Below are 16,663 nucleotides of genomic sequence, written 5' to 3'. Positions count from 1 at the left end.
ACTTTACCAGACGCGCACGCGCTGCTGCGGCGCCAGGTACAGTTTCTGCCCGGGCTGCACGTCGAAGGCCTGGTACCACGGGTCCAGATTGCGCACGGTGTAGGTGCGCCATTTGGCGGGCGCATGGCCGTCGGTGGCGATCTGGTTGCGCAGGGCGGCGTCACGTTCCTTGTCGCGCCAGCTTTGCGCATAGCCGAGGAAGAACTGGCGGTCGGCGTCCGGCGTGACCGGCTTGCCGGCCAGCGAAACGCGGTAGGCATCGTAGGCGGCAGCCAGACCGGCCAGGTCGGCCAGGTTTTCGCTCAGCGTGAGCTGGCCGTCGAGCTTGAGGTCGGGGAAGGCTTCATACGCCGAGTACTGCGCCACCAGGGCGGACGAGGCTTGGCGGAAGTGTTCGCCATCCTCCTTGGTCCACCAGTCGCGCAGACGGCCGGCGGCGTCGAACTGGGCGCCCTGGTCGTCGAAGCTGTGGCTGATTTCGTGGCCGATGATGGCGCCAATGCCGCCGTAGTTCATGGCGTCGCTGGCGTGCTGGTCGAAGTACGGCGCTTGCAGGATAGCGGCCGGGAAGTTGAGCGCGTTCTGCATCGGCAGGTTGACGGCGTTCACCAGTTGCGGCGGCATGGTCCACTCGGTGCGGTCGATCTTCTGGCCCAGCTTGGCCAGTTGCTGCTTGTAGCGGAAGCTTTCGGCGCGCAGCGCGTTGCCGAAGGCGTCGCCGGCCTTGATCTCCAGGCCTTTATACGACTTCCATTTGTCGGGATAGCCGACGCCCACGTACAGGCTGGCCAGCTTGGCCTGGGCTTCCTTCTTGGTGGCGGGCGCCATCCAGTCCAGCTTGTCGATGCGCTGGTGGAAGGCGGCCACGATGTTCTTCACCATGTCCTGCACGCGCACTTTGGCGGCGGGCGGGAAGTCCTGGGCCACGTACAGCTTGCCGACGGCATCGTCCATGGCGGTGTTGGTCGCGATCAGGGCGCGCTTCCAGCGTACCTGCTGCTGCGGCGTGCCGCTCAGGGTACGGCCATAAAAGTCGAAGCGCTGGTCGCCGAAGACCTTGGGCAGGTAGCCGCTGAAGTGGTTGACGGTGTGGAAGGCGAGGAAGTCCTTCCAGGTATCGACCGCCATATCCTGCACCAGGGCGGCGGCGCCGGTGATGGCGGTCGGATGGTAGACGATGAATTTCTGCTGGCGCGCCAGGCCGGCGCTGCGGAAGAAGGCTTTCCAGTCCATGCCGGGCGCCTTGGCGGCAAAGTCCTTGTCGCTCCACACATTATTGGCTTTCTGGATGTCGGCAGAATCGGTGCGGCTGGCGTGGGACTGGGCGATCTTGCGCTCCAGCTCGAACACGCGGGCGGCGCGCGCTTCCGGGTCGGAGTAGCCGGCCAGCTTCAGCATGGCGGCGATATGCGCCTGGTAGGCCGTGCGCAGCTTGGCCATGCGCTCATTGTCTTCCAGGTAGAAAGCGCGGTCGGGCAGGCCCAGGCCACCTTGCAGCAGATACGGGATATTGTGTTCGGGGTCGGTCAAGCCCTGCGCGATCCACAGGCCGAACAGGTTTTCGGTGAAGAAGTTGGTGTTGTTCAGGGGATCGACGTCGGCGCGCAAGCTGGCGCCCAGGGCGCGCGCCAGGGCCGCGCGGTCCTTGATGGCGGCGATCTTTTTCAGTTCCGCGTGCAGCGGGGCGGCGCCGCGCGCCTCGATTCCGGCCTCGTCCATATACGTGCGGTAGAAGTCGGCCACCTTGCGCGCCTCGGAACCGGGCGCGGCCTTGGCCGACGCTTCGATCAGCTTGACGATGCGTTCATTGGTCTGCGTGGCCAGGGCGGCGCCCGCGCCCCAGCTGCTGCGGTCGGCGGGGATGTCGGTGGCGGCCAGCCAGTCGGCATTGGCATAGCCGAAGAAATCGTCGCCCGGCAGGACGGCGGCGGCAACGCTGGCCGATGCGGCCGCAGGCGGCGCAGCCTGGGCAGCGATGGCTGGAACGAAGCTCAGGTTGGCGCCGCACAAAGCGACGGCCAGGGCGGTTTTCAGCGGCAACGCCCGGATAAAAGCTTGCATAAATTGGTCCCCTCTTATTTGCGTGGTCAAATTATTGGCACAATGCGCCAGGATCGACTGTAGGCAAGCCGGCGTTTTCCAGCGAGGACCATGCGACAAACTGCAGCTACGGCCGACCAAGTGCGGAAATCGCGGAATGCAGTGCGGCAATGCCACGTCCCTCTTAACAAAACACTTCTGCGCGTCGGAGAATCCCTATATAGTTCACTTACAGCAACGCACAAATAATCAGGAGAGACATATGAAACTTGAGGCCCTATTCCAGAACCCCACAGCGTTGCCCACGGCGCCCAAGGTGGTCGATGAGCTGATCAGCAGTTTCGACAAGGCCAGCGTCTCGACCGAGGACATCGCCAAGAAGCTGTCGGCCGACCCGGTGCTCAGCGCCAAGCTGCTGCGCCTGGCCAATTCCGCCTACTACCACGTGTCGCGCAGCATCGGCACGGTGGAAGACGCGGTGCTGATGCTGGGTTTTGTCACGGTGCGCACCCTGGTCATCAGCTCGGGCCTGGTGAGCGGCTTCAAGACCGTGCCCGGACTGGACCTGAAACAATTCTGGCGCTATAGCCTGCACACCGCCGTAGCCGCCAAATGGATCGCCAAGAAGACGCGCGAGAATTCCGACCTCGCCTTCACCATCGGCATGATGCACGCCATCGGCCAACTGGTGATGCACGCCGCCATGCCGGAGCAGGCCATGCAGATGGACAAAGTGGCTGGCCCGCTCGACTCGCGCCGCCTGGATGCCGAACAAGCGTCCTTCGGCTACGGCTTCGCCGACGTCGGCGCCGAACTGGCGCGCCGCTGGAAATTCCCGGAAAGCTTCGCCGACACCATCGCCGCCTTCCCCAATCCGCTGGAACGCACGCCGCCCAACAAGCTGGCCGCCGTGATCCATCTGGCCGCCTGGCGCGCCCGCATCGAGGAAAGCAAGCTCAGCCCTGACGAAATCACCGCCTGCTATCCGACCGAGATCGCGGCCGCCCTGGGCTTGCCCGAGAATGCGCTGATTGACGAAATGCCAAGTCCTGACGAGTTGAGCGCCGGCCTGGACGAGCTGATCCGCTAACCCACCGCGCTGCCTGCCGGCCGCTGCCGCCCTGTGTTGGGGCCGCAGCGGCTTTCTCTTTTTGCAAGGTCAGAAAAATACTTAAAAATATTTTCCAAAATCCCTAAAGTTCCCGCCGAGGCCGACGTTAACCCAGACAAGCGGTACTCCATTTACACTTTTCAGGGCCCGATATGACCTCCAGCGAAGTCCTCTCGATGTACGAAAATATTGCCGGACTGACCAATAAAATGGTCGTTGCCGCGCAAGCGAGCGACTGGAACGGTTTGGACCGCCTGGAAAACCAATGTGCCGCCGCCTCGGTCGCCACCATGAGCGGCGTACCCGCCCTGGCCGGCGCCGCCCGCCAGCGCAAAATCGAGCTGCTCAAGCAAATCCTCGCCAACGACCGCGCCATCCGCGACGTCACCGAACCCTGGATGGCCCAGCTCAACGGCTAATCCCCGTCCGCCATCCCGCCGAAGCAAGCGCCCACTGGGCGCTTTTTTCATTCCCCTTTGCGCCAAATCAAACAATGTCCCACCCTGGTGTCAGGCACCAAGGTCGGACATTCTTTGATCTAAATCAGCAAATGTCCGACCTTGGTGCCTGACACCAGGGTGGGACATTCTTTGAGAATTATCAAAGGTCTTGGGATTCTTCGATGGCGAGGCGCAGGGACAAGGCAATGCCTTCGGCGGCGACGCCGATCTCGGCCAGCGAGGGGAAGCTGGGGGCGATGCGGATGTGGCGGTCGAGCGGGTCGCGGCCGTAGGGGAAGGCGGCGCCGGCCGGGGTCAGGGTGATGCCGGCTTCCTTGGCCAAGCTGACGGTGCGGCGGGCCTGGCCTTCGGGGGTGACGAGGTCGATGAAGTAGCCGCCTTGCGGCACGGTCCAGCTCACGCCTTCGACGTCGCCCAGCAATTTACCGAACTGGTCGAGCACGGCGTCGAATTTGGGCTTGAGCAGCTGGCGGTGGCGCTCCATCAGGGCGGCGACGTTGTCGGCGTTTTTCAGGAAGCGCACGTGGCGCAGCTGGTTGACCTTGTCCGGGCCGATGCTGCGGACGCCGGCATTGGCGGTCCACCAGGCGATATTGGCGGGGGATGAGGCCAGCGCGGCCATGCCAGACCCGGCCCAGGTGACCTTGGAGGTCGAGGCGAACACGAAGGCGCGGTCGGGGTGGCCGGCCTTGGCGCACTCGTCGAGGATTTCGGGAATGGCGATGCGTTCTTCACCGAGGTGGTGGAAGCGGTAGGCGTCATCCCACAGCAGACGGAAGTCTGGGGCGGCGGTTTTCATCGCGGCCAGACGGCGCACCACGCTGTCGGCGTAGACGGCGCCGCCGGGGTTGCTGTACTTCGGCACGCACCACATGCCTTTGATGCGCGCATCGGCGGCCACCAGTTTTTCCACCAGGTCCATATCGGGACCGTCGTCGCCCATCGGGATGTTGATCATCTTGATGCCGCGTTTTTCGCAGATCGAGAAGTGACGGTCGTAGCCGGGCACGGGGCACAAGAAGCTGACCTGGCCCTGCTCCAGCCAAGGCGCGTGGTCGGGCGCGCCGTTCAGCAGGTGGTAGACGATCACGTCGTGCATCAGCGACAGGCTGGCACTGCTGTCGACCACGACTTGCGCGGCAGGCACGGCCAGCAGCTCGGCGAACAGGGCGCGCGCTTCGGGCAGGCCGACGCCGCCGCCATAGTTGCGGGTGTCGGTGCCATCGGCGGCCAGGTAGGTGTCGAGCGGCGCCATCAGCTCGTTGGACAGGTCCAGCTGCTCCGGGGCGGGTTTGCCGCGCGACATATCGAGTTTGAGTTTGCGTTCTTTGAAGGCGTCGTACAGCGATTGCGTGGAAGTCATAAGCTCTTTCAAGGATAAAGCGCAGGCGCGCGGGCGCCCTGAATGACATTCCGGGCAAGACATTGTACTGGGAATCAGGGAAGGGGGTGGGGAGAGCGAGCGCCAGGTATCTCCTGGCGTCGCCCAGCTGCCGGTTGCATCCGGCGTTCACGCGCCACAGTAGGCATCGCGAACCGCTTCCAGAACAGGTGGTTTCCTCAACCTTATCTGCTTGCCGCGCCACGCTATCGTTGGTGACTGCGCCAGAACCTGAACCGTTTTTCGCTGTGGTGCTAAGTGACCACGAAGCCAGTATATCGCAGATTATTTTTTTGTGTCGAGCACTAAATAGGACTAGGCATTAAGGACTATTACTTGCAGGAAGCTAGGCTGTGCCGTGCTCCACGATGTCGGTCAACACGGGTTCGGGCGGCAGCTCCTCGGGCTTGGGTTCAGCCTTGGCCACCGCCGCCTCTTCCGGTTTTTTCTTGCGCCAGGACTGCCAAATTTTCAGTGGACCGGACGACATCCTGGCGCGCCGTTTGCGCACGAAGTGGACAAGCGTGGCGATCACGGCCAGCAGCGCAATGGCACCGCCTGCGATCATTGTCATCAGGCGCGAACGGGTCATTTGCTTCGGCTTCGCCGGCGGCGCGGCTGGCTTGGCAGCCTTCGCCGCCGCTGAGGCTGGAGCAGAGGCCGCAGCAGAGGCGGAAGCCGATGCCGATGCCGATGCCGATGCCGATGCAGCATGCTCAGACTTTGCAGCGGCCGCATGCTCAGCCGAAGCCGCGTGCTCTCCTGTCGCCGGCGCATCGTGCTCAGCTTTGGCCGCCGATGCTGCCTGCGCAGCCGAACTGGCCGGCTCCGTTTTTGCCGAAGGCGCATGATCAGCTTTCGCGGCAGCAGAGGCGGCATGCTCCCCTTTCGCCGCGCCAGCGGATGTCGATGCGCCCTGCGCCGCACTGGCGCCGGATACGCCATCCGCAGCCTTGACCGTAGACGCGCCATGCGCGGCCGGCGCGGCGGGAGCCAAGGCGGTCTGCAACACCTTCAGCTTACCTTCCAGATCATTGAGCTTGCTGCTGATCGCGCTGTTCTGCGCATCCAACGCCACGCATTGTTTGAGATGCTGATCGAGCTGGGCCGGCGAGCACGACTGCCCTCCTCCCGTCTTGCCGCGCTTAATGGCGGCCACGCTGGCCGGCACGGCCAGCGCAGATGCCGCAGCGTCTTTGCCCTTCCCGGGCACCGGCACAGCTGCCGACGCGGACGCCGGCATGGCATGCGCCGCCCGTCTGGCCGTCGCGCGCGCCAGGGCGGCCGACAGCTCGGCATCGCTGGGCGTAACAGCAGCGCCAGCTGCGGACGCCGTCCCAGCATTCGGCGGCGCGCTGTTCGGCGGCGTGCTGCTCAATTTGGCCGCTGCGCTCACCGGCGTCACCGACACGACGGCTTGTTGCGCGCCAGCCTGCGGCGTGACGGCCGGAGCTTTGGCGACAGGCGGCTTGGCGGCGGACGTTTCCGGCGGACCGGAGCGCTTCCCCAGCTCGGCCATCACAGCATTCCCCGCCAATGCCGGCCGCCCATCGCCGCCATCGGCCGGGCCGGCGGCACTGCGCACCGGTGCCGGATCGGGCGTCAGCCACAAGCTCGCGGTGCGCACGGTCTGCCGTCCGCCGCCAGTGAATTCGAAGAAGATGTGCAGCAAATCGCTGTCGATGGGACGCTGTGTGGTCAGGTGCAGCACGCGCCGCTTGTCGCGTTTGACGACGGCGATATTCAAGCCGGACAGCGCCGGATTCATGCTGATGCTGGCGCCCTTGAACACATCGGGCCGCGCCAGCCGCGCCTGCAAGTCGGCCAGCTCGTCCGCCGTCAGATCGACCAGTTCAATATCGGCCGACAATTGCTGGCCGATATGGGAATGCACCACCACCTCCCCCAACTCCACAGCGCCGGCCGCGGCCGGCAGCCACGCGGCGGCGCACAGCAGCGCGCGCCAACGGCGGCGGAGGGAAGAACGGGGTAAAAGCTGCATCATCGCTTGGCAAATTTCTATTGAGTAACTCTATAACGGCCGAAAATTGCAAATTTGAAGGCCGTCCGGCAGATTTCCCTCTGGAGCGCTACACTGGTCCTCCTATTATCATCCAAAGGAATGCCATGGAAAGCAGGACCGAACGTGATAGTTTTGGCCCCATCGCCGTGCCCGCCGACCACCTCTGGGGCGCGCAGACCCAGCGCTCGCTGGAGTTTTTCCGCATCTCGACCGAGCGCATGCCGCCGGAACTGGTCGCCGCCTTAGCCAGCGTAAAACGCGCCGCCGCCCAGGTCAATCTGGACCTGGGCCTGCTCGATGCCGCCAAGGCCGCCGCCATCACCCAGGCCGCCGATGAAGTCCTGGACGGCAAGCTGGGCGCCGAATTCCCCCTGTCCGTGTGGCAGACCGGTTCCGGCACCCAGTCGAATATGAATATGAACGAGGTGCTGGCCAATCGCGGCTCCGAGCTGATGGGCGGCGTGCGCGGCGAACAGCGCCAGCTGCACCCGAACGACGATGTGAACAAGGGCCAATCCTCGAACGACATCTTCCCCACCGCGATGCACGTGGCTGCCGCCCAGGCCATGTCCGGCAATCTGCTGCCCGCCATCGGCCAGCTGCGCGCCACCCTGCACGCCAAGGCCCAAGCTTTCGCCGACATCGTCAAAATCGGCCGCACCCACCTGCAGGACGCCACACCGCTGACGCTGGGCCAAGAATTCTCCGGCTATGTGGCCCAGCTCGATTACGCCGAGCGCATCATCGCCGCCGCCCTGCCGCCGGTGCTGGAGCTGGCCGCCGGCGGCACGGCCGTGGGCACCGGCCTCAACGCCCACCCGGAATACGCCATCCGCATCGCAGCCGAGCTAGAAGCGCGCCTGCAACTGCCCTTCCGCAGCGCCGACAATAAATTCGCCGCCCTGGCCGGCCACGACGCGCTGGTCGCCGCCCATGGCGCGCTGAAAACCCTGGCCGTGGCGCTGATGAAGATCGCCAACGACGTGCGCTGGATGGCCTCGGGGCCGCGTTCGGGCCTGGGCGAAATCACCATCCCGGAAAACGAACCTGGCAGCTCGATCATGCCGGGCAAGGTCAATCCGACCCAGTGCGAGGCTGTCACCATGCTGTGCGCCCAGGTGCTGGGCAACGACGTGGCGATCAGCGTCGGTGGTGCTTCCGGTAACTTTGAGTTAAATGTATTCAAGCCGCTGATCATCCACAACTTCCTGCAAAGCGCGCGTCTGCTGGCCGACGGCATGCGCAGTTTCGAGGAGCATTGCGCGCGCGGCATCGAGCCGAACCGCGCGCGCATCGCCGAGCTGATGGAGCGCTCACTGATGCTGGTGACGGCGCTGGCCCCGCATATCGGGTATGATCGCGCCGCCCAGATCGCCAAGAAGGCACAGCACGAAGGCAGCACGCTGAAGGACGCGGCGCTGGCCCTGGGCTTTGTCAGCGCCGAACAGTTCGAACAATGGATCGTGCCGCTGGAGATGACCAGGCCGAACGCCCAAGGCTAGCCGCCTGAAGCAGGCTGTGCCATTCTTACGACAGTTGAGTTCTGGCACAACACGTTACCGCAATGAGGATACAATGCAGAAAGTTAGTTTTGAATTGACATCGGAATACATCGAGCTGAATCAGCTGCTCAAGGTAGTCGGCCTGTGCGACAGCGGCGGCGCCGGCAAGCAGTTGGTTGCCAGCGGCGCGGTCAAAGTCGATGGCAAGCAGGAACTGCGCAAGACCTGCAAGATCCGCGCCGGCCAGGTTATCAGCCTTGGCGACGTGCGCATCACCGTGGTGCCGGGAGACGGTAGCGACGGTGCATAAGGTGACGTGGTCGGTTGGGCAGTATTGTCAAACAGATCAAGGGGAACGCCATGGACGGCCCTCAAGACCATCACCGCAACCAGGAACGTTTGATTGGCGATCTGCGCCAAGTCATCGAGAACGCGGAAGAGCTGCTCAAAAACACCGACCACCAGACCAGCATGCTGTACCAGGCTGCGCGCATCAAGCTGGCGCAAGCCCTGCTCAATGCGAACGAGGAGCTGGAACGTTTTGAAGACGCCCAGCTGCTGCGCATGATCGAAGCCACCCGTGCCGCCAATGAGGAATTTCAGGACGCCACGGGCGAGGACAAGGTCATGCGCGCCTTCCGCTAACCCTGCACCTTAGGGCTTTTGCCGCGCCAGGATGGAATCGATCGAGAACCGTCCTGGACCGAACACGGCCAGCACCACCAGCAGCACACCCCAGTAGAAATGATCGTTGAGCGCGGCCGGGCATTCAAAACCGAACAGCTGCGGGTAGGACAGCACGGCCAGGATGTTCACCGCCAGCAGCGCCAGCGCCGCCGGACGCATCATCAGGCCGGCGAACAGCAGCACCGGCAGCAGCAGCTCGCCGCCCGCGCCCAGATAGGCCGCCAGATCGGGCGGCAAGAGCGGCACCTTGTATTCATCGTTGAACAAGGCCAGCGTGGCGCCCCAGTCGCTCACCTTCAGCAGACCGGCTTTGAAAAACTGCGACCCCACATAGAAACGCAGCACCAGCGAGAGCATCGAGCCGCCCCAATCGCTCAGATTGGCGTCATAACGGCTCAGTTGGCGGTGCAGGCCCAGAATTGCATTCATACTCAGTCTCCGATTTTCATGATTACTGCGTGGGTCAGCCATTGCTGGAGGGAGCCAGCAACATCGAATTCTTCGTCCAACTCAAAAGCGGCGTCGAGGGCGGCGCCGAAACTGCCTTGCCGCGCCAGCACCTGCAAGGCGGCGTGCTGGGCGGCGCTTAAGGGTACCAGCTGCGTCTTCCACTGCGGGCGGCAGACCAGGCCGTAGCTGGCCTGCGCCATCCGCGCGGGAAAGGCCTGGGCGCTGTCCGGCTGATGCGCCAGCCACAGCGGCACCACGGCCCAGGATGAGGCGCTCAGCGCGCAAGCCGGATGCAGGACCAGGCGGCGCGCCTCAATAGTCTCGGGCGGCACGGCGGCCAGCTCGGCCGCGCTGATGCCATCGGCGGCCGGCGCGTAATGAGCGCGGTGCAGCAGCCATTCCAGGCGCGCCATATCGGGCAGATACGGCAGTTCGGCGGCGGGCGCGAAGTCCGCCAGGAAGGCGGCGAACCGCGCGCCGAAGCGGTTCAAGTCGCCGTCATCGGAAGGGTGGGCACGGCCATACGCGCGCGCCAGGCCGCCAAAAAACTCCGCACCCACCAGTTGCGCGATGACGGGATAGGCGGCATGCAGCGCCTTCTCCCACGCCGCGCTCAAATTGCCGCGATACAGCGCAAGACGGTGCGCCAGATGCGGCCCCGTCAGCATCGGCAACAAGCGTTCAGCCTGCTCCGGCGCAAACAGCGCCTGCGCAAAGCACTGCTGCCCCGCCGCCAAAGCCGGTGCCGAGTCAGCGCCGCCATGGCCGAGCCCGTGTCCACCTTGGTGCCTGGCACCAAGGTGGACACAGACTGAGCCGCTGTTGCGCTGGCTGTCACTGCCCAGCTCGTGTCCGATTTGGGGTCTGACCCCATGGTGGACACGGGCTGGGCTGTAGGGCGCGGCGCGGCGGGTGGCTTGGGCGGCTTCGGCGAGCAGGATGTCCAGAGCGGGGATGTCGGTGTCCCATTCGATCAGGGTGGGCAGGACGCCGAAGCGCTGCAGGGCGGCTTCGTAGAGCTGCCACACGGGTTCGGCGACCTTGTCGCCATGGTGGTCGATCAGGGCTTCGGGCGTGCGCAGGTGGCCGGCGAGGTGGATTTCGCCGATGCTGCCGGCCGGCAGCGCAGCCATCGCGGCCAGCGCGTCTTCGCCATGGTTGATCTGGTTGACGTAGAGGTTGTTGACGTCGAGTAGCAGGCCGCAGCCGGTGCGGCGCACCAGCTCGGCGAGAAATTGGGCTTCGCTCATGGCGTCATCGGCAAAGCGCACGTAGGTGGAGACGTTTTCCAGCAGGATGGGACGTCCCAGCAGCTCTTGCACGCGTTCGACGCGTTCGCTGAGCAGCGCCAGCGCTTCATGGTTCAGCGCCAGCGGCAGCAGGTCGTTGAGCTGGCGGTCGAAGACGGCGTTCCAGCTCAGGTGCTCGGACACCAGCATCGGCTCGATCCGCCGCGCCAGGCTGCGCACGCGTTCCAGGTGGGCGGCGCTGAAGCCGCGCGCCGAACCGAGGCCGAGGCCGACGCCATGCAGGCTGATGGGATAGTCGCGCCGCAATTCCTGCAGCACATGCCAGTCCCAGCCGCCCTGGTCGAGGTAGTTTTCGGTGTGGACTTCGAGCCAGTCCATGCGCGGCCGCTGTGCGAGAAACTGGCGGTAGTGCGGCGCCCGCAAGCCCACTCCAGCGCCTGGCATGGTCAGGCCAGATGGAGCGGCGTGGGCTTGCATGATGGGCTAGCGCAGCGGGAAGTACGGATTATTTGGCTGGCGGTGCGGTTTTGCCGCCAGCTTTTTCGCAGGTACCTTTGGCCACGTATTTCCATTCGGTGGCGCCGTTGTCGGCCTTGGCCTGGCCGGCGCAGGAGTGGGAACCGTTGGACGAGGCGCAGTCGTTCTGGCCGGCTTTGGCGATGCCGTAGCATTTCTCTTTATCGCCGGCTTTGGCGTTGTCCATGGCCGATGCGGTGGTGGCGACGGCGCAGGCGGATGCCAGGGCGGCGGCGATCAGGGCTTGACGTTTGTTCATGCTTATCTCCTTGTGGGTTAGCTGTCAGACGCAGAAATGCTGCGGCTGAACGGTAGTCGCCGACTCCTTGCCGATCCTTACACGGATTTTTTAGATTTTTTACCCCGGCAGGGCTGCTCGACCTCGAGGGATTCTAACGGAAAAAAACCCGGCAACACTTGAGCGTATTGCCGGGTTTTCATTATTTCGACGGTGCGGCGCAGCACAGCGCCGCGCCGGGGTGGCGCGTCCGCCAGCGGCTTGCTTGCTTCAAGCCGTGGTGTTGATGCGAGTGCCGAGATTCGGTGGCAGATTGGCGGAGCCGGCCGATGGCACGGGCGGGATGGCTTCGATCAGGGCGGCGGCACTCGATGCCTGCACTTCCTGCGCTTTTTTGACCACGGCGATACCGACTTCCTGGCGAAGGCCAGTGTCAGCGATGGTCGTGGCCAGCCGGGCAATACCTGAAACGTCCATGAGAGTTCTCCATTGAGGCGTATCCTTCTGTAACGACCGTTTCCCCGGAATCTTTAGGCTTTTGCTTAAAAATTATTCAGCCGTTCGGACAGCCATGCCAGCACCTGTTCCGGATGGTTCAGGTCGAGCCAGACCACGCTAGCGGGCAGTTCGGCCGGCCGCGCCTCATCCGAGGCCACGGCCACGATGCTGCCGTCGTCCAGGTAGAGCGGGGTTTGTCCCACGCTGCGGCGGAACACTTCCAGCTTGGGCATGGGCCAGGTTTTGAAGCCTTCGATCAAGGTCAGGTCGGCGGGTGCGAGGCGGGACAGTTGCTCTTCCATGCCCGGCTCCTCGGCGCCGCGCAGCTCGCGGATCACGGCGAAGCGGTAGGGCGAGGCGATCATCACCTCGGCGGCGCCGGCGCGGCGCAGACGGGCGCTGTCCTTGCTCGGCGGTTCCAGTTCGATATCGTGGTGGCTGTGCTTGACGATATTGATCTTACGGCCCTGCTCGGCCAGCTGCGTCACGAGATATTCAAGCAGGGTGGTTTTGCCGCTGCCGGAACGCCCCACCACGCCAAGCACCCGGCGCGCGGACGCGGAATTCTCTCGCTGCATTGCTGTACTCCCTTGGATGACGTGGCGCCATTATACGCAGCGCCAGACTTTCAATAGGGAACGCGGTAGCGGTAGCCGCGGAAGCTGAACACCGCGCCCTTGGCTTGCAGCTTTTCCAGCACCAGGCCGGGCGCCACTTCCTCGCCTTCGCGGCGCAGCACCTTGTCGATCAGGATCAGGCGGTCGGCCGGATTCTTCGAATACATATAACCGCTCATGGAAATCGGCGGAATGGCGCGCTGGATCGGCTCCGGCAATTCGCGCAGCAGTTGGGCGCGCTCTTCCGGCTCGCCAGCCTGGGCAACGGCGGCCTGCGTTTTGCCGCCCTCTTCCACTGCCGCTTGCGCGGGCCCCGCCTTGACGCTCGTCTTGGCCGCCGACTTCGGCGCATCGGCCATATCGCGGGCTGTCACGGGAACGGGCGCGGCGGCCGGCGCGGCGGCGATGGGCACGCTCGCCGCGGGTTCCGGTGCGGCGCTGGCGGCTGTGCTGACAGGCGCAACGGCGAACTCAGCCTGGGCCGATGCCGGCGTTGCCGCTGCCAGCGTTGCAGGGGCCGGAGTCCTCACCGCCACCGGTGCAGGCGGCGCTGACGGCTGCGGCTGGGAGCGCAGGAGCATGGCCAGCAGGCCGGCCACGGCGGCCGACATCAGTATCAGGGCCAGCACCAGCGGGCGCTTACCGTTGCGGGCGGTACGCGCGGCGCTGCGCTCCAGCGTGGGGGCATGGATGGTCGGCGCTTCGCCAAGCTGCCGTTCGGCCTGGGCCTTTTGCAATGCTTCAAGAATATAGGACATAGTTTCTTAATCTGGTCTCGCTAGGGGCGCACTTGCCGCCCGATACTCTAGCCTAAGGAGTGTGTCATTTGCGCAAAAGATGTCATTTGGAGAGATTCAATTTCCAGTCCCCATGGCACAATTGAAATCAAATTGTCATAAATACACAGTAGCCAACGAACAATCTTACTGAAAGCCTGCCGTGTCCAAGCTTCTATTTCTGAGCTGCGTCGCATTAGCGGCGCCTCTCACCTTCGCTCAAACGGGCACCCTGAGCGCCGATGCTTCCGCCAATGCCGCCACGCGCAGCGGCTTGTTCTGCAATAGCCACTCACCGCAGCAGCGCATTCCGGCCGGCACCACGCTGACCGTGGTGCGCCGCGTGACGGCGCGCTGCGGCCTCTTCTTCCCCTACACCTACTATCAGGTGCAGTATCAACAGGCGGGCGGAAAAGTGGCGCTCGTCTACATCACCGAACGCCAGCTGCAAAACAAGCTGCAAACCCTGCACGCCCGCCGCCCGGACACGCCCGAACCGGCAAGAAGCGCCGCTTACTGAGGGCTAGCGCCTTCCGCATTGACGGCGCCTGCCGTCACCCTGACCGGTTCGCGCAAGCGCGGCTCCGGCACGCCGGCGAGCTGGCTCAGACGGATAAAGGTCTTGGGTCCAGCCACGCCATCGGCCTTCAAGCCCTGCGCGCCCTGGAATTCGCGCAGCAGGCGCAGCGTGGCCCCTTCCAGCGCCTGGTTGTCGGCCGGCTTTTTCAAGCCATGCATCTGCGCGAAGCGGCGCGCCAGCCAATCGACGTCGGGACCGCGATCGCCAGCCGACACTTCGTCACGCCAGCTGCGGTGGGCGCGCCAGAGCGTGATGTAAGCGCCATCCATTACCGCTTCCAGCGCGGACAAAGCCATGACTTGCTGCTTGCCGCCCACCAGCAGCGTCGCCTGTTTAGCGTCCAGCGCCATCAGCAGCACATAGCGCGCCGTGATCGGATCTTCGCCGCGCAGCCTTAATGCGGCGGGACGGTCCAGCAGGCGCAGCTCGGCCAGGCCGCCTTTTCCTTGCAGGCAGCGCAGATTCTTCTTCACCGCCGCCATGCAGCCCTCGCCGTCGGCCAGCGCACTGCCCCACAGCGCCGACAACTGGCGCAGCGCCGCATCGGCCGTCACGCCGCCCACCGTGCCGGCCACGCCAGCCACCGATGCCGCAGCAGGTCCGGTCGCGGCGGAAGCCGCAGGCAGCGAACCCGGAAGCGCCGCGTTCGCCGCCCCGGCTGGCTGCTCCCGCGCCATTTTCGCGGGCGCCGCTTGAGCTGTCGCCGTCCGTCCTGCCGGCGTAGCGGCGAGCTTGCCGCTCGATGTTTGCGCCGTCCGCGCAGCGGCCGAGGTGGCGGCCGCGCCCTTGTCCGCACCGGCCGGCAGCAACTGCCACGCGGCGGCACCGGTCAGCGCCACGCCCGCCAGCAGGCCTGCCACCGCATACGGCCAGACGCCGCGCGCGCGCGGCGCGCCTTCGCCGCCGAACACTTCCTGCGCCGCCTTGTTCAGAATCTGCCGCGTCACTTGCGCCTTGCCTTCAACGTAAGCGCCAAGCAGCGCACGGTCACACAAGAGGTTGACGCGGCGCGGCACGCCTTTGCTGAGGCGGTGGATGATGGTCATCAGGCTCGCGCCAAAAGGCGAGGCGCCAGTCGATCCCGCCACCGCCAGGCGATGGCGCACATAACTACCCACCTCGTCCACCGACAAGGAACCCAGGTGGTAGCGCGCGATCACGCGCTGCGCCAGCTGCTCCAGTTCGGGACGCGCCAGCATGGCGCGCAATTCCGGCTGGCCGATCAGGATAATCTGCAGCAGCTTGCGCTCGCTGGTTTCCAGATTGGTCAGCAGGCGCAATTGTTCCAGCACTTCGGGCGACAGGTTCTGCGCCTCGTCGATGATGAGCACATTGTTCTTGCCCTGGGCGTGACTGGCCAGCAGATAGGCATTGATCGCATCCACATAGCCTTTCACGCTGACCGCGCCCGCGCCCTGCGGCGGCAAGGTGATGCCGAATTCGTCGCACACCGAGAGCAGCAGCTCTTCCACCGTCAGCTTGGGATTGAAGATATAGGCCAGCTTGCAATTCCCGGGGATCTGCTCCATGAAGCAGCGGCATACCGTGGTCTTGCCCGCGCCGATCTCGCCCGTCAACAGGACGAAGCCGCCGCCGCTGCCCACGCCGTACAGCAGGTGGGCCAGCGCTTCACGATGGCGTTCGCTCATGAACAGGTAGCGCGGATCGGGCGCGATGGAAAACGGCGACTGTTTCAGTTGAAAGAATTGCGTGTACATGAACACCCTGGAGAGAGGCCAGTCCAGCCGCCGCTAGCGCAGCGCTGGCGGCAGAGGCTTGAACTTGGCGCAGTAAATCTTGGACCGGGTATTGAAATAGACGATGCGGCTACCCGGCTTGGCCTCCCTTACCGGAAAGCGCGAATTCTCGATTTTCGCATACCGCAGGCCGACCTGGGCCAGAATGGCCTCTTCCACCTGCTCCGGCGTGGCCTCGGCCACCGCGCCGACGAAACTGTAGGCATAGCTCTCGTCGCTGACCATGACCTCGCGGATCTCCTGGCCCCACAGCCGGGCATCGGGCGTGCGGAACCAGTAGGCGCCGCCTTCGCGCCGGTAAGGCTGGCCGAAGAACTTCACCATATAGTCGAAGTAGTAGCGGTTGGACGTCTGGTCCTGGCACAGCAGGCCGGAACCGATGATGGTGCCAAAGGTGGTGGGCGGTTCGGCCTGCGCCAGGCCGGCCAGGGCCAGCAGGCCCGCGCCCAACGCCGGGCGCAGCAGGCGCCGGGAGCCGCGTGAACGCTGGCCCCTCGCTACAGCTTGCGCATCCATGCGCGGTTTGCGTTGATCTGCGCCTTGGCCGAAGCCGGCAAGGCTTCGTAGCAGCCGGGATATTGTTTCAAGGCGCTTTCCCGAATTTCCTTTTGCAAACCATTGATGAGAAACACATAGATCGTCCCGCCGTCGTCGGTCGTCCTCTTCCCTATGTACTTGATCATAGTTGTGCTCCCTGACCAGCACATTATGACATTGTGACGTAAATTCCCATACGTTTTCGCCTGGGGAAAGAGGCGTCAAAACAACTGCCCGCA

Annotated in this window: 18 protein-coding genes; 6 read left to right on the top strand and 12 right to left on the bottom strand. The window is 64.5% G+C overall.

The features are described 5' to 3' along the window. Positions 1-3: 3 nt before the first annotated feature. Complete coding sequence (locus FHS03_RS12560; protein WP_183441314.1) at positions 4-2,061, bottom strand: M13 family metallopeptidase; 2,058 nt, start codon at positions 2,059-2,061, stop codon at positions 4-6. A 241-nt stretch (positions 2,062-2,302) separates the two neighbouring features. On the opposite strand from FHS03_RS12560, the gene FHS03_RS12555 reads away from it, so the two are divergent. After that, positions 2,303-3,130, top strand: a complete 828-nt coding sequence (locus tag FHS03_RS12555) for an HDOD domain-containing protein (protein WP_183441313.1) — start codon at positions 2,303-2,305, stop codon at positions 3,128-3,130. A 173-nt stretch (positions 3,131-3,303) separates the two neighbouring features. After that, positions 3,304-3,570: a flagellar protein FliT gene (locus FHS03_RS12550; RefSeq protein ID WP_176348614.1), complete on the top strand. Its 267-nt coding sequence runs from the start codon at positions 3,304-3,306 to the stop codon at positions 3,568-3,570. A gap of 181 nt (positions 3,571-3,751) precedes the next feature. On the opposite strand, the gene FHS03_RS12545 is transcribed toward FHS03_RS12550, so the two are convergent. Continuing rightward, on the bottom strand, positions 3,752-4,975 hold the full coding sequence (locus FHS03_RS12545) for an aspartate aminotransferase type Ic (RefSeq protein WP_183441312.1): 1,224 nt from the start codon (positions 4,973-4,975) through the stop codon (positions 3,752-3,754). A gap of 364 nt (positions 4,976-5,339) precedes the next feature. Further along, entirely contained in the window at positions 5,340-6,998 is a 1,659-nt protein-coding gene (locus FHS03_RS12540; RefSeq protein WP_183441311.1) for a type IV pilus assembly protein FimV, read from the bottom strand. 122 nt (positions 6,999-7,120) lie between these two features. Between FHS03_RS12540 and fumC the strand changes: the two genes are divergently transcribed. From fumC to FHS03_RS12525, 3 genes are all read left to right on the top strand, one after another. Continuing rightward, complete coding sequence (gene fumC / locus FHS03_RS12535; protein WP_183441310.1) at positions 7,121-8,518, top strand: class II fumarate hydratase; 1,398 nt, start codon at positions 7,121-7,123, stop codon at positions 8,516-8,518. A 73-nt stretch (positions 8,519-8,591) separates the two neighbouring features. Then, the gene (locus FHS03_RS12530; RefSeq protein ID WP_050409001.1) at positions 8,592-8,828 is read left to right on the top strand and encodes an RNA-binding S4 domain-containing protein; all 237 of its coding nucleotides are present in this window, start codon (positions 8,592-8,594) and stop codon (positions 8,826-8,828) included. A gap of 50 nt (positions 8,829-8,878) precedes the next feature. Continuing rightward, positions 8,879-9,163 (top strand): DUF883 domain-containing protein, encoded by a 285-nt coding sequence (locus tag FHS03_RS12525; protein ID WP_183441309.1) that lies wholly within the window; start codon positions 8,879-8,881, stop codon positions 9,161-9,163. A 9-nt stretch (positions 9,164-9,172) separates the two neighbouring features. Here the strand turns inward: FHS03_RS12525 and FHS03_RS12520 are convergent, their stop codons facing one another. The 6 genes from FHS03_RS12520 to FHS03_RS12495 form a co-directional block, all read right to left on the bottom strand. Beyond that, positions 9,173-9,634, bottom strand: a complete 462-nt coding sequence (locus tag FHS03_RS12520; RefSeq protein ID WP_183441308.1) for a DoxX family protein — start codon at positions 9,632-9,634, stop codon at positions 9,173-9,175. 2 nt (positions 9,635-9,636) lie between these two features. Continuing rightward, positions 9,637-11,382, bottom strand: coding sequence for an MNIO family bufferin maturase (gene bufB / locus FHS03_RS12515; RefSeq protein ID WP_183441307.1), 1,746 nt, complete (start codon positions 11,380-11,382; stop codon positions 9,637-9,639). Positions 11,383-11,410: 28 nt separating this feature from the next. Continuing rightward, positions 11,411-11,680 (bottom strand): BufA1 family periplasmic bufferin-type metallophore, encoded by a 270-nt coding sequence (locus FHS03_RS12510; RefSeq protein WP_183441306.1) that lies wholly within the window; start codon positions 11,678-11,680, stop codon positions 11,411-11,413. Positions 11,681-11,929: 249 nt separating this feature from the next. Beyond that, entirely contained in the window at positions 11,930-12,136 is a 207-nt protein-coding gene (locus FHS03_RS12505) for a YjfB family protein (protein ID WP_183441305.1), read from the bottom strand. 65 nt (positions 12,137-12,201) lie between these two features. After that, positions 12,202-12,735, bottom strand: coding sequence for a molybdopterin-guanine dinucleotide biosynthesis protein B (mobB, locus tag FHS03_RS12500; RefSeq protein WP_183441304.1), 534 nt, complete (start codon positions 12,733-12,735; stop codon positions 12,202-12,204). Between the two features lie 50 nt (positions 12,736-12,785). Further along, the gene (locus FHS03_RS12495; protein WP_183441303.1) at positions 12,786-13,532 is read right to left on the bottom strand and encodes a general secretion pathway protein GspB; all 747 of its coding nucleotides are present in this window, start codon (positions 13,530-13,532) and stop codon (positions 12,786-12,788) included. 181 nt (positions 13,533-13,713) lie between these two features. Between FHS03_RS12495 and FHS03_RS12490 the strand changes: the two genes are divergently transcribed. Further along, positions 13,714-14,070, top strand: coding sequence for a hypothetical protein (locus FHS03_RS12490; protein WP_183441302.1), 357 nt, complete (start codon positions 13,714-13,716; stop codon positions 14,068-14,070). Here the strand turns inward: FHS03_RS12490 and FHS03_RS12485 are convergent. Genes FHS03_RS12485 through FHS03_RS12475 form a run of 3 tightly spaced genes read right to left on the bottom strand, consistent with a single transcriptional unit; the run spans position 14,064 to position 16,570 of the window. After that, positions 14,064-15,848, bottom strand: coding sequence for an ExeA family protein (locus tag FHS03_RS12485; protein ID WP_183441301.1), 1,785 nt, complete (start codon positions 15,846-15,848; stop codon positions 14,064-14,066). The genes FHS03_RS12490 and FHS03_RS12485 overlap by 7 nt on opposite strands. A gap of 33 nt (positions 15,849-15,881) precedes the next feature. After that, on the bottom strand, positions 15,882-16,403 hold the full coding sequence (locus tag FHS03_RS12480; RefSeq protein ID WP_183441300.1) for a hypothetical protein: 522 nt from the start codon (positions 16,401-16,403) through the stop codon (positions 15,882-15,884). Further along, complete coding sequence (locus FHS03_RS12475) at positions 16,385-16,570, bottom strand: hypothetical protein (RefSeq protein ID WP_176348601.1); 186 nt, start codon at positions 16,568-16,570, stop codon at positions 16,385-16,387. Before FHS03_RS12475 ends, FHS03_RS12480 begins: the two co-directional genes overlap by 19 nt. Positions 16,571-16,663: the final 93 nt, after the last annotated feature.

The sequence above is a fragment of the Pseudoduganella violacea genome (assembly GCF_014191875.1).
Lineage (GTDB): Bacteria > Pseudomonadota > Gammaproteobacteria > Burkholderiales > Burkholderiaceae_D > Rugamonas > Rugamonas violacea_A.
Note: the sequence above shows the minus strand (reverse complement) of the source record. Positions and strands in the feature narration are given on the sequence as shown.